Source organism: Pseudomonas purpurea (assembly GCF_039908635.1).
Lineage (GTDB): Bacteria > Pseudomonadota > Gammaproteobacteria > Pseudomonadales > Pseudomonadaceae > Aquipseudomonas > Aquipseudomonas purpurea.
The window spans coordinates 79242-91315 of record NZ_CP150918.1 but is presented as its reverse complement, the minus strand read 5'-3'; the positions used below and the strand labels follow the sequence as shown (position 1 = coordinate 91315).

Annotated in this window: 8 protein-coding genes and 2 pseudogenes; 2 read left to right on the top strand and 8 right to left on the bottom strand. The window is 60.7% G+C overall.

What is annotated here, in order from left to right; all coding sequences use genetic code 11:
• Positions 1-155: 155 nt before the first annotated feature.
• From gltP to AABM54_RS00455, 4 genes and pseudogenes are all read right to left on the bottom strand, one after another.
• A complete protein-coding gene (gene gltP, locus AABM54_RS00470) occupies positions 156-1487 on the bottom strand; it encodes a glutamate/aspartate:proton symporter GltP (protein ID WP_347903044.1) in 1332 nt (443 codons plus the stop codon).
• Between the two features lie 715 nt (positions 1488-2202).
• Positions 2203-2292 (bottom strand): annotated as a pseudogene (locus AABM54_RS00465) (Ivy family c-type lysozyme inhibitor); the annotation flags it as partial.
• A 54-nt stretch (positions 2293-2346) separates the two neighbouring features.
• Entirely contained in the window at positions 2347-2511 is a 165-nt protein-coding gene (locus AABM54_RS00460; protein ID WP_007989444.1) for a DUF1328 domain-containing protein, read from the bottom strand.
• Between the two features lie 80 nt (positions 2512-2591).
• A complete protein-coding gene (locus AABM54_RS00455; RefSeq protein ID WP_347903042.1) occupies positions 2592-2879 on the bottom strand; it encodes a hypothetical protein in 288 nt (95 codons plus the stop codon).
• A gap of 440 nt (positions 2880-3319) precedes the next feature.
• Between AABM54_RS00455 and algB the strand changes: the two are divergent.
• Both algB and AABM54_RS00445 read left to right on the top strand, forming a co-directional pair.
• A pseudogene (gene algB, locus AABM54_RS00450) lies at positions 3320-4667 on the top strand (sigma-54-dependent response regulator transcription factor AlgB).
• Positions 4668-4677: 10 nt separating this feature from the next.
• A complete protein-coding gene (locus AABM54_RS00445) occupies positions 4678-6468 on the top strand; it encodes a KinB sensor domain-containing domain (RefSeq protein WP_347903041.1) in 1791 nt (596 codons plus the stop codon).
• 8 nt (positions 6469-6476) lie between these two features.
• Here the strand turns inward: AABM54_RS00445 and AABM54_RS00440 are convergent, their stop codons facing one another.
• From AABM54_RS00440 to AABM54_RS00425, 4 genes are all read right to left on the bottom strand, one after another.
• Positions 6477-8099, bottom strand: coding sequence for an EAL domain-containing protein (locus AABM54_RS00440; protein WP_347903040.1), 1623 nt, complete (start codon positions 8097-8099; stop codon positions 6477-6479).
• 73 nt (positions 8100-8172) lie between these two features.
• Complete coding sequence (locus AABM54_RS00435) at positions 8173-8952, bottom strand: N-acetylmuramoyl-L-alanine amidase (protein WP_347903038.1); 780 nt, start codon at positions 8950-8952, stop codon at positions 8173-8175.
• A 102-nt stretch (positions 8953-9054) separates the two neighbouring features.
• Positions 9055-11193 (bottom strand): diguanylate cyclase, encoded by a 2139-nt coding sequence (locus AABM54_RS00430; RefSeq protein ID WP_347903037.1) that lies wholly within the window; start codon positions 11191-11193, stop codon positions 9055-9057.
• Positions 11190-12068, bottom strand: coding sequence for an endonuclease/exonuclease/phosphatase family protein (locus AABM54_RS00425; RefSeq protein WP_347903035.1), 879 nt, complete (start codon positions 12066-12068; stop codon positions 11190-11192). The genes AABM54_RS00430 and AABM54_RS00425 overlap by 4 nt, the downstream gene beginning before the upstream one ends.
• Positions 12069-12074 lie beyond the last annotated feature (6 nt).

The following is a 12074-nucleotide window of genomic DNA, read 5'->3' as shown; positions in this document are numbered from 1 at the left end:
AACGACAAACCCCGGATTTCTCCGGGGTTTGTTGGCATTACTGGCGATGGACCACTGTGGGAGCGAGCTTGCTCGCGAAAGCGGTGTATCAGTCAACATCAATGTTGGCTGTTACTCAGTCATCGCGAGCAAGCTCACTCCCACAGGGTTTTGCATCAGTTTTTAGAGATTTCGCCAGCCGGCAGCTTCTCTTTGCTGCGCCAGTGCGGCAGGGAGTTCCAGTAGCGCTGGCCCTTCGCATCGTCGTACATGCCTTCCCAACGCGCGATGACCAGAACGGCCAAGGCGTTGCCGATCACGTTCAGCGCGGTACGGGCCATGTCCATGATGCGGTCGACACCGGCGATGAACGCCAGGCCTTCCAACGGAATGCCCACGCTGCCCAGCGTGGCCAGCAGCACCACGAAGGACACGCCCGGCACGCCGGCGATACCTTTGGAGGTGACCATCAGGGTCAGTACCAGCAGCAACTGCTGGCTGATCGACAGGTCGATGCCGTAGAGCTGGGCAATGAAGATGGCCGCGATGCTCTGGTACAGGGTCGAACCGTCGAGGTTGAACGAGTAACCGGTCGGCACCACGAAGCTGCAAATGGCTTTCGGCGCGCCGTAGGCTTCCATCTTCTCGATCACGCGCGGCAGCACGGTTTCGGAGCTCGCGGTGGAGTAGGCCAGCACCAGCTCATCCTTGAAGATGCGCATCAGCTTGATCACCGAGAAGCCGAACAGGCGAGCGATCAACCCCAGCACCACGAAGGCGAAGAACAGGATGGCGACGTAAACCAGGATCACCAGTTTGGCCAGCGGCAGCAGGGAGGCGAAGCCGAAGTTGGCCACGGTCACCGCAATCAGTGCGAACACGCCGATCGGGGCGTAGTTCATGATCATGTGAGTGACCTTGAACATGCTTTCCGATACGCCCTGGAACATCTTCACCAGCGGCTCGCGCAGGTCCGATTGCAGGCTCGACAGACCAAGGCCGAACAACACGGAGAAGAAGATGATCGGCAGCATCTCGCCACGCGCCATGGCGGCAAAGATGTTCGACGGGATCAGGTTGAGGATGGTTTCGATGAACGCATGTTCATGCTGAACCTCGGCGGCCGTCGCCTGGTACTTGGAAATATCCACCGTACCCAGGGTGCTCATGTCGATGCCCGAACCCGGATGGAACAGGTTGGCCAGCACCAGACCCACCAAAATAGCGATGGTGGTGACGATTTCAAAGTAAATGATGGTCTTGAGACCGATGCGCCCGAGCTTCTTCGCGTCGCCCACACCGGCAATGCCGACGATCAGCGAGGAGATCACGATCGGGATCACGATCATCTTGATCAGACGGATAAAGATATCGCCCGCCGGTTGCAGGACGTTGCTGATCCACCAGGCTTTTTCGGCACTGAAATGGTTGAGCAGCGCACCGATTGCAATCCCCAGTACCAGACCGATGAGGATCTGCCAGGCGAGGCTAAGCTTTGCCTTCTTCATATCATTACCCTTACTTGCGTTTGACTCAGGCAGATGCGCGAACTGGAACGCTCAATAGCGGAAAAGTCTTTGCATCTGCCCCCGTATAAGGTCGCCCGGAGCTCGTATTTACGGCTCTTCGGCAGGCGAAAAAAGGCGCAACTATTCCGATGCAAGGGAGCCGCGTCTAATGCCGTAAACGCCTACCCTATGCCGAATCGGCATGAGTTTTTTCAAACAAAACCATCGTCCCAACCGGTTCGAATACGACATTTCGGCAGGCATAAGTGCCGTGAACCGGCCATCGTAGAGGAGATCGGACATTTTTTGAGCAACAGAACGGGGACAAAAACTCAGGAAATTCCCTACGACTGAGGTCGAAAAAGAAGCGCAAATTAACGCCAAATTTCTCGATATACGGTCGCCCGGAAACACCGCGAAATGTTTTGGGCGCAGTGTAGGAGGTATTTCCAGAATCAACCTCGCCAAAAACGACTCGACTGCTCTAGATCAAGCCTTTGCGAGATAAAGCTCGCCGCAGGTCCGCCAAGGCTTGCGCAATTGGCGAACGTGCGGCTCGACTTTTACCTGACTCGGCCCTTGCGCGGGCACTCCCTGTACCCGTAGGTCACTCCGATCCTGAAACAATCAGAACATCCCGGCCCCTTGGTCATGCACCCACCTTCCTCGGGTGGTGCAGAGGAAAGAAGCGTCGCGCTTCTTTCGTGATCCGGACTCAGTACCCGTTCGGATCTTTCTTCAGTGGTTCTTTCAACAATCCCTGCATACCGTCGTCCGGCTTGCCGAGGAAACGGTACTCGCCATGGCACTGCCGCCCAGTAGCAGGGCGGCGGCCAGTGTCTTTAACGCCCCCCCATGGTCAGCCTCGTCCACGACGGCCAAAGAAGAAGGAAGCAACAAACATCACCAGGAACACGACAAACAGAATCTTGGCGATACCCGTGGCGGTGCCCGCGATACCACCGAAGCCCAGTACCGCAGCGACAATGGCAATGATCAGGAAGGTGATTGCCCAGCTCAACATGGTAATTCTCCTTACGCGTCTATTAAGGGGTGCTGCAGTGGATCGGTGCACGGCGCGCCGGTCACGCGTCCGTGTGTTGCCTAAAACACCCAACGTTCCTGACGGGGCATCTCGGCCACAGGCTGCGCCTGGTCGACGTCCATCAGCTTCATCGGGGTTGCGTCAGCAACGTGGCTGCCGACTGCACTGAAATGGGTTTGGGGAGCATGCTGGATCGATACACAAGGCGCCTCGGGCTGCTGGCTCAGTTGCCAGAGCTGATACTGCTGACCGCCGATCAGGGTGGCCACCAGTGCCAGCACTACGAACAACCCTTGCTGCACGAACAGTGTCGAGATACGCAATTGAGCAGCACGTTGGCGATTCATCCTGAAACTCCTCCCACGCGAGTGGTCTTGGGTTCAAGGGCGATTCTTCAGTAGCGCCCTGGGCTAATCAGGCTGTTGCAGCCTGCATGCCAGCTTTTCCAAGGAGTTAAGTTAAATTAAATCAATCAGTTATAGAAATACGAAAATCTCTGTAAGACGCATCCTGCACGATGCCCCTCTGAGGGGTCGTGCGAAATGCCCGACAACGAGCCAAGAAACAGAAATTTTTTGAATGTTCCCGTGACCGCACAGGTCAGACGTAAGAGAAGGAGGGCAGACGCCAGTCGCTTTTTTTCAGAAAAACCAATCGAATCAGCTAGTTAATAAGACGACTAGCAGATAGCTACCCTGCACTGGGTGGAATCGATCAGAATCGATCATGCAACTTGCCCGATTCGTCCGGGCCCCCATCACGACTACTCATTAAGGAGCGCAGGAATATGGAATCAGCCACCGAGCATCAGGGCCGCATTCTGCTGGTGGACGATGAATCCGCCATCCTGCGAACCTTCCGCTATTGCCTCGAAGACGAAGGCTACGCCGTCGCCACCGCCAACAGCGCGGCCCAGGGCCGATGCGTTGTTGCAACGCCAGGTGTTCGACCTGTGCTTCCTCGATTTGCGCCTGGGCGAAGACAACGGCCTCGACGTCCTGGCGCAAATGCGCATCCAGGCGCCCTGGATGCGCGTGGTGATCGTCACCGCGCATTCGGCCGTGGACACCGCCGTCGATGCGATCCAGGCGGGCGCAGCCGACTATCTGGTCAAGCCGTGCAGCCCCGATCAATTGCGCCTGGCCACCGCCAAGCAACTGGAAGTGCGCCAGCTCTCGGCGCGCCTGGAAGCCCTCGAAGGCGAAGTCCGCAAACCCAACGATGGCCTGGATTCCCATAGCCCGGCGATGAAAGTCGTACTGGAAACCGCCCGTCAGGTGGCCGGCACCGACGCCAACATCCTGATTCTCGGCGAATCCGGCACCGGTAAGGGCGAACTGGCCCGGGCCATTCATGGCTGGAGCAAACGGGCGAAGAAATCCTGCGTCACCATCAACTGCCCGTCGCTGACGGCCGAACTGATGGAAAGTGAACTGTTCGGTCATAGCCGCGGCGCCTTCACCGGCGCCAGCGAAAGCACCCTGGGCCGAGTCAACCAGGCCGACGGCGGAACACTGTTCCTTGATGAGATCGGCGACTTCCCGCTGACCTTGCAGCCCAAGTTGCTGCGCTTCATCCAGGACAAGGAATACGAGCGCGTCGGCGACCCGGTAACCCGCCGCGCCGACGTGCGCATCCTCGCCGCGACCAACCTGAACCTTGAGGACATGGCCCGCGATGGGCGTTTTCGCGAAGACCTGCTCTATCGCCTGAACGTCATCACCTTGCACCTGCCACCGCTGCGCGAACGGGCCGAGGACATCCTGACCCTCGCCGACCGTTTCCTCGCCCGCTTCGTCAAGGAATACGCGCGCCCGGCCCGTGGTTTCAGCGATGACGCCCGTGAGGCACTGCTTGGTTACCGCTGGCCGGGCAACATCCGCGAACTGCGCAACGTGGTCGAACGGGCCAGCATCATCTGCCCGCAAGAACGCGTGGAAATCACCCACCTGGGCATGGCCGAACAACCCACTAACAATGCGCCGCGCATCGGTGCGGCGCTGAGCCTGGACGAACTGGAGAAAGCCCACATCGGCGCGGTCCTGGCCAGTGCCGGGACGCTGGACCAGGCGGCCAAGACGCTGGGGATCGACGCCTCCACGCTGTACCGCAAACGCAAGCAATACAACCTGTGAGCCGTGCCTCATGAAACTGGCGATGAAACTGCGCACCCGGCTGTTCCTGAGCATATCGGCCCTGATCACCGTAGCCTTGCTCGGGCTGCTGCTCGGGCTGGTCAGCGTGATGCAGATGGCCAGCAGCCAGGAAGCGTTGATCCGCAACAACTTCATCACCCTCGACCTGGGCCTGAAACTGCGCCAGACCCTGGGCGACCAATTGATCATCATGCTCAGCGAAAAACCCGACCACGCAGCCTTCGAGGCCTCCAGGCAACACTACTTCGAACTGCTGGACGAAGGCATCGCCCATGAAGAGCGCGGCGATGGCACCCAGTACAGCTTCAATCAGGCCAAGGCCGACTACCTGAGTTTTCTTCAGGCCTTCGACCAGGCTCATGAGCCGTCCCGTGTCCTGAGCGGTAACGAAGACCTGACCGAGAAATTCAATACCCTGCGCAACGGCCTGATCGCCGAACACCAGCGCGCGCTGGATAACATCAACGCCACCGAACGCCAGGCCCGCGAACGCGCATTACTGGTCGCCGGCCTGCTCGGGCTGGTCGGTTTGGCGGTGCTGGTCATCGGGTTCATCACGGCCCATGGCATCGCCCGCCGCTTCGGCGAGCCGATCGAGGCGCTGGCCAAAGCGGCGGACAACATCGGCCAGGGCAACTTTGACGTCACGCTGCCGATCTCTCCGGCGGCGGAAATGAATCAGCTCACCCGACGCTTCGGGATCATGGCCGAGGCCTTGCGCGAGCATCAGGCAACCAACATCGATGAGCTGCTTGCCGGCCAGCAACGCCTGCAAGCGGTGCTCGACAGCATCGACGACGGGTTGCTGATGATCGACCGCGACGGCCACCTGGAACACCTCAACCCGGTGGCCCAGCGTCAGTTGGGCTGGGATGAGGAACGCCTCGGCCAAGGGTTGGGCAGTGCACTGTCGCGCCCCGAACTCGATGAACAATTGCAACTGGTGCTGCGCGGCGGAACGCTTGAACGGGCCCCGGAAGACCTGAACGTCGAAGTCGACGGCGAGTCGCGCTTGCTGACGTACAGCCTGACCCCGGTCAGCCATACCCAGGGGCATATTCTGGGCGCGGTCATGGTACTGCACGACGTCACCGAACAGCGTGCCTTCGAACGGGTGCGCAGCGAGTTCGTCCTGCGTGCGTCCCACGAATTGCGCACGCCTGTCACCGGCATGCACATGGCGTTTGGTCTGCTTCAGGAACGCGTGCACTTTGCCGACGACTCCCGCGAAGCCGACCTGCTGAACACCGTGAACGAAGAAATGCAGCGGCTGATGCAGTTGATCAACGACCTGCTGAACTTCTCCCGCTACCAGAACGGCCTGCAAAAGCTGACCCTGACACCGTGCTCCATCGTTGACCTGCTGGAACAGGCCCAGGCACGCTTCAGCGATCAGGCCGGCGCCAGGCACATCGAATTGGTGGTGGAGACGCAAGCGTCGCTGCCACACCTGCACGCCGACCCACCGCAACTGGACCGCGTGCTGGACAACCTGATTGGCAACGCACTGCGCCACACCGCCGAAAACGGGTTGATCCGCCTCCAGGCACGCCGGCATGGCGAGCGGGTGATTATCAGCGTCGAGGACAACGGCGAAGGCATCGCCTATGGGCAGCAAGGACGGATCTTCGAACCGTTCGTGCAGGTCGGGCGCAAAAAGGGTGGGGCCGGGTTGGGTCTGGCGCTGTGCAAGGAAATAGTGCAACTGCATGGCGGGCGGATGGGCGTGTATTCCCGGCCAGGCCAGGGCACGCAGTTCTACATGGCGCTGCCACTTTAAGGCGGGCCCTAGGCTTCGTCATCGATCCGGCGGGGCGCCAGACGCCGCCCGCGAGTAATCAGTTCGATGAACTGCACCGCGCTCAACGCGTGAGCGAACAGCCAGCCCTGACCGAAATGCACCCCTTCGCTACTCAGCAACACGGCCTGGGCTTCGTACTCGATGCCTTCGGCGATCACCTTGAGCTGCAACGCATGGGCCATACGGATAATGTGCGGGGCTACGCCGCTGCTGGCGGCATCGTGACCCAGCGCATCGATAAACGCCTTGTCGATCTTCAGGCAATCCACCGGCAGGGTTTGCAGGTAGGCGAGGCTGCAATAGCCGGTGCCGAAATCATCAATCAACACCTGATGGCCGGCATCGCGCAGCGCCTGCAAATTATCCCGCGCCACCCTCACATCGATCAGCCCGCGTTCGGTCACCTCGAATGCAATCTGCCGGGCCGCGACCCGGTGCAGTGCCAGCAAACGCGCCATCACCTGGCCGATACGCGGCACCATCACGTCGCAGGCCGCCAGGTTGACCGAGATGTACAACTGCGGATTGGCGCGTAATAACTGACCCAATTGTTCGAGCAGGCGTTGCAGGACGAAATCGGTGATCTGGCGGATCTGCCCCGAATCTTCCGCCATCGGGATAAACAGATCCGGGCTGGTCAGCGTTCCATCGGGCCGCCGCCAGCGCAACAACGCCTCGGCGCCGACGCAACTGCGGTTGTCGAGGTCAAAGATCGGCTGGTACAACACCTGCAATTCGCCCCGGCGCAGCGCCCCCTGCAACTCGCCGCCCATGGACTGACGCTGACGCGCCAACACAAACACCACACCGCCGATGCACGCGCCTGCCAGCACACTCACCGGCAGCAGCCACCACCAGGCTGACAGCAAATGTGACTGAGCCCCGCTGCGAGGGGCGACCAGCACTAACTGGTACTCGGGCGTGTTGGTGGGCATCCGGTAGATCAGCCGGGTCTGCGTGACTTGCAGGGGATTGCCCGTGGACCTTGGCCAAGGTTCGCTGGGCGGCCAGGACTGAGGGGCGCCCAGAACCGGAATCGCCCGCGTGCCATGGTCGAGCACCACCATCAAGCTGCTGCCGGGAGACAGGTCGACCATGTCGGTCAAATGCCCACGGGAGGTGGCCACGCGAAAGTTGCCGCGACCGAGCATCAACGCGGCGCGGTTCTCATCCGGTTCGGTGGAGGTGTTCAGCCAATAGCTGTAGGTCCGCCCTTTGATGTCCGGGGCACGGACGGCCAAGAGGCCATCCTGGCGCGGTCGGTTCGAACAGAAGTGCTTGGCATCGATGTAGGCCGCTTCGTAGACAAATCGATAACTGAAGCTGACCTGCTGCAAGGTCGCGATCATCTCTTCGTCACAGCCGCGTAACGGCTGCGCTTCCAGATCGTCCAGCCCTTCACGCAATTGACCGAAGAGCTGTTCGAGGCGCTCCAGGAACCGTTTGCCCTGGGCGTTCATCTGCTCGCTTTCGCGTTGCTGGACCTGATGCAGCGCCACTCCCAGGCTAACGGCCAGCAGCAACACCGCACTCAACACAGCCGCCATCATCGCCAAAGACCAAGGACGATAGAACCAACTGTGCACGGTCTCTCGAGCGGCAGGCATCATTGAATATCCGAAGGATTACCAATGAGTTATAGCAACTGATGACGGACTCGCGCTGACCGTCGGGCGGGCGTCATTATTTTGTCTGATTAAGCACCTGGAGAATCGCGGCACTTTGCGCGTCTGGCGTGCCGTCAAAACGTGCAGGCCGGAAATGCATCTGGAAGGCGGCCAGCACATGTCGGGTTGCCACATCGAGCTCGCCGGTCTGCGGCGTGGTGTACCCCAGACGCGCCAATTCTTCCTGGAACCAGCTGATACTCGGCAACTGCACGGCGAACTGCGCCTGCTGGCGCGCCACGGCCTGGGCATCGGGCCACACGGCCAGACCTTCGTCCGCCAGGCGTTTCCAGGGGAACAGCGGCCCCGGATCAAGTTTGCGCAACGGCGCGATGTCGCTGTGACCAATGATGTGGCGCGGCGAAATGCCGTAGCGCTGGCTGATGTCCTTGAGCAAGACGATCAGTTGCTGAACTTGCGCTTCGCTGTACGGATACCAGACCCGTCCGGTCGGGGTATCGCGGAAACCCGGGTTGACGATTTCAATGCCGATGGAGCTTGAGTTCAGCCAGGTCCGGCCCTGCCATTCGCTTTCCCCGGCGTGCCAGGCGCGCAGGTTCTCATCCACCAGTTTGTAAATCGTTGCACCTTTGTCGTCACCGATCAGGTAGTGGCTGCTGACCTCGCCGTGGGTCAGCAATTGCAGCGAGCGCTCCAGGGAGGCGGAGGTGTAGTGAACGACGATGAACTGCACCCGGCTGTCATGATTGACCGACGGGTGGCGGGTGTCATATCGAGGGCCGCTGGCACAACCGGCCAGCAAGAGAAAGGCGAGGACAAACGAGAAAAATTTCATGGCAGAAGGCAATACGCTAAGACAGTAATGCAACAGTGTAACGTACTGCCTTCCCCTGAGACCGCTAAAGCTGTGGTTTACACAAAATCAAACACATCGCTGTCAGCCCAGTTCCACACGGTTGCGGCCGGCATTTTTTGCACGGTATAGCGCCTGATCGGCTCTTTTAAGCACCAGATCGCTGTGTTCTCCCGGTTTGAAGGCGCTTAACCCGATGGACACAGTGACCGTCACCCGCTCACCTTTGAAGTGAAACGGGCAGGCTTCGATGGCCGCGCGCAGGCTTTCAGCCAGTTTTGCGCCTACCGTCAGCGGCGTATTGGGCACCAACAGGACAAACTCCTCGCCACCGAACCGGGCGATGAAATCCGAACCGCGCAGACGTTTTTTCAGCACGTTGGCGATGATCTTCAGCACTTTGTCGCCGGCCAGGTGACCGTAGTTATCGTTGATGCGCTTGAAGTGATCGAGGTCGAGCATGGCCAGCAGCAATGTATTGCCGTGCTGCTGCCATTGCTCGATTTCATGGCCCAGCCGTTCACTCCAGGCTGCGCGGTTCGGCAGTCCGGTCAATGGGTCGACCAGTGCTTTCTGGCGCTGTTCTTCAAGATGCTCGCGATAACCCTGGGCTTCCTGCTCCATGCTCGCAACACGTTCAGCCAGGCCTTGCAGGCGCGCCGCCACTTCTTGCTCCCGTTCGTCGCGCTGTTTCTGGTGCTGGTCCATGGTGCCGAGCAAGCCTTCGAGATGGTTCTCCAGCACGTGCTTGAGGTCCTCCAGGTTCGCCGCTTCCTGCACGCTGCTTTGCAGGCCATCCACCTGCTCACGGATTTGCGTGTCCATCTCGCGAGCGGCGCTGCGACTGTCAGCGTGGCCTTCGCTGGCGGCCTGCAAGTTGCTTTGGAAGGACTCAAGGCGTTCATTGAGTTGCTTGAGGTAAACCTCGAACTCATGCTGGCCGCTGTCGGTGATCGCCAGCATCAACACCGCCAGATCGTCGAGGATCGGCAGCAATTCGTACCAGTTCAGCCCATGTTGCAAACGCTCGCGCATCGCCTCGGCTTGCGGACGATGGGGTTCGGGCAGTGACAGCTCGTCGAGCAGCCCCAACAGTGTCTCTTCGATGTGCTTGGCCACCGAACTGTAGGACGGCTCCGGCGAATCGGGCAGGGCGTAGAGAATGTCGTGTTCGGCGTGCTCCGGGTCGATGGCCGCCAACGCTTCGGCCATCACGGGCGGGAGCGGCAGGCTGTCGAGGAACACGGTGGATTCATGCGCTGGCGCCGTTGTGGCTATCGGCATCAGTTCGTCAGGATTGAGCGGCGCATCGGCCACCGGCGCTGGCGCCGCAGGGGTGGCGTTGGCTTCAATCTCGGGCAGTAGCGGGTCAGGCGCTGAAACAGGGGGCTCGACCGGCCGGGCCTCTGGGGCCAGCACCGGCGGGACGAACGCCACCACTTTCGGTGTTTCGTCCGGCATTGGCAGTTCGCTAGCTTCGGCTTCGGCTTCAGGCTCTGGCTCTGGCTCTGGCTCGACAACCGCGACCGCGACCGGCGCAACGGTATCCGGCATCGACTGCGTCGCAGGCGCAATCGGCGCGGAAGCCGAAGTCTCGGCCAGCGGTTCGATAGCGGATTCTGCGGGAGCTTCTGTCGGCGCGTGCCCGGACGGTGCATCGCCCGGATGAGCCGCCGCAGGTGGCGCATCATCCTCCGCATCCCGCCCGCCAAACAGCCGCTGCAACAAACCTGGGCGGTTCGGCTCGGCAGGGGTTTCCAGCACGTTCAATGCCTGGCTCTGCAAACTGCTCAACTCACCCAGCAGCAGCGGGATCTCGCGCGCCTGGCTGACCCGTCCGTCCAGTTTCTTGGCAAACACCTTCAGCGGGCGGCTGACCTCGCGCGGCAATGGCAAGGCTTGCAGCTGGCTGACCAACGACGTCAGCGCAGTGCCGATCTGGTCGACCCGGGTTTCCCGGCGCTGCTCGGAGTCGAGCACGGCTTTTTCCAGCCGGGGCAGCAAGGCCGCCAGACCAGCGTCCATGTCATTGGTGCGGATGACTTCGCGCATTTCTTTCATGCACTGGTCAACGGCGCGGTCCGTACCTTCCGCCGCCAGCGTGCTGCGCACCAGCCCGCGACGCAGCAAGTCGAGCCGGGCATCCCAGCGACGTTCGAGTTTTTCCTGCTGTTCGATACTTTTGAGGTATTTCTCTTTCCAGCGCTGTGCTTCGTCGCTCATTCAGGGGTTCCGCGAGGGGCAGGACTCAACGCGGGCAATGCATCGGCCGTGAGCGAACCCGGCAGACGAATTTCTACCGCGACCGGCAGGTGATCGGAAATCGGTTGTGCCAGCACCTCGACCCGTTCAAGGGTCAGGGTCGGGCTGAGCAGAATATGGTCAAGACAGCGTTGCGGGCGCCAACTGGGGAAGGTCGCCTCGACTTGCGGCGCGAGCAGACCGAGGTCGCGCAGCGGGGAGCTTTGCAGCAGGTCGCTGGCGTGGGTGTTCATGTCACCCATCAGCACCTGATGCTTGTAATCGCCGATCAACTCGCGGATGTACGCCAGTTGCATCGTCCGCACCCGAGCGCCCAGCGCCAGGTGCATCATCACCACCACCAACGCTTCGGAGCCCTCGCCAAAACGCACGAGGATCGCGCCACGGCCCTTGGGCCCGGGCAACGGGTGGTCTTCAATCATCCATGGGCGCAAACGGCTGAGCACGCCATTGCTGTGCTGGCCTAGGCGACCAAGGTTGCGATTGAGTTGTTGATACCAGTAGGGGAAGGCGCCCAATTGGGCCAGGTGCTCGACCTGATTGACGTAGCCGGACCTCAGGCTGCCACCATCGGCTTCCTGCAACGCGACAAGGTCGAAGTCGCCGAGCAGGTTGCCGATCTTTTGCAGGTTATCGGCGCGCCCGGTGTGCGGCAGCAGATGCTGCCAGCCACGGGTCAGGTAATGCCGATAACGCTCGGTGCTGATGCCGACCTGGATGTTGAAACTGAGTAAACGCAGACGACTGTCTGCGGGCAAGCCCGAGGATTGCACATGGTGCTCGTTGATCTGCGGATCATGCAGACCAACGACGCGCTCAGTTCCCCAGCGGCGCATGGCGTG